Origin of the sequence: Microbacterium sp. Leaf351 (assembly GCF_001423825.1) — a bacterium.
GTDB classification, from domain to species: Bacteria; Actinomycetota; Actinomycetes; order Actinomycetales; family Microbacteriaceae; genus Microbacterium; species Microbacterium ginsengisoli.
Window position 1 is genome coordinate 79127 of record NZ_LMPK01000003.1, and the last position, 874, is coordinate 80000.

2 protein-coding genes are annotated in these 874 nt (G+C 73.5%); one reads left to right on the forward strand and one right to left on the reverse strand.

Translation table 11 applies throughout. The annotated features are described in order from the left end of the window. Positions 1 to 2 precede the first annotated feature (2 nt). Positions 3 to 407 carry a hypothetical protein gene (locus ASG00_RS01865; RefSeq protein ID WP_045247370.1) on the forward strand — a complete coding sequence of 135 codons (405 nt, stop codon included), beginning with the start codon at positions 3 to 5 and terminating at the stop codon, positions 405 to 407. 79 nt (positions 408 to 486) lie between these two features. Here the strand turns inward: ASG00_RS01865 and ASG00_RS16380 are convergent. Then, the coding region (locus tag ASG00_RS16380; RefSeq protein ID WP_327037458.1) for a magnesium chelatase domain-containing protein at positions 487 to 874 on the reverse strand (388 nt) is incomplete at its 5' end.

An 874-nucleotide genomic window follows, 5' to 3' on the forward strand; every position in this document is an offset into this window, starting at 1 on the left:
GGATGCCGGGCAAGAAGAAGGCGTCGAGCGCGCAGGCCGAGTTCCGCAACACGCAGCTGAGCGACGCGTTGCAGACGCAGGATGTCGCGGCCGTCGCGTTCGCGCTGCGTCATGGCCCGACAGTGGTGCCGCTCATGCGACCCGGTGCGCGGGACAACCCCCTCGACGTCGGCGAGGTGTGGACCTACCGCGACCCGGCGAACGGCAATGTCGCGCTGCTGCTGTTCAGCGACGCGGCGCACAAGCCGGCCACGCTGCCGAAGGAGGTGGCGCTGCAGTCACCGGCCGCCCTGCTCCTCTTCCTCCGGGCGCACCGTGACGAGCTGACGACGGTGTTCTTCGACATCGCCGGGCCGCATCCCATGCAGGCGACACCCGACGATCTGATCGCGGCGCTCGAGGCCTGAGCGCGGCGCGACCGCGAGCCGCGATCGCTGCGAGAGCGCGGTACCGCCGCGCCCGAGCGCCCGCCCGCCGCGGCGCCGCTCAGAACCCTGGTTCGCCCTCGTCGCGCGTGCGGGCGGCGATGAGCGACGGATGCCGCAGGGCCTTCGCGATCGTGCCGACCGACGCGTCGAGCACGGTGCGGTAGCCGAGGCGCTCGGCCTCGCTGCGGCGTTGCGGCGCCTGGGTGACGTGACGGATCTCGCCTGCGAGGCTCAGCTCGCCGATCGCGGCGACCTGTCGGGGCACGGCGCTCTCGCGGACGGCCCCCGCGACGGCGATCGCGATCGCGAGGTCGGCCGCCGGCTCGGTGAGGCGCACCCCGCCGACCGTCGAGACGTAGACGTCGCAGTCCGAGAGCTTGACGCCCGCGCGCCGTTCGAGCACCGCGAGCACCATCGCCACGCGAGACGCATCGACCCCGCTGACC

What these genes read in the sequence shown, in the direction of transcription:
- ASG00_RS01865 (WP_045247370.1), top strand. Translation starts at nt 3, where the DNA reads ATGCCGGGCAAGAAGAAGGCGTCGAGCGCGCAGGCCGAGTTCCGCAAC.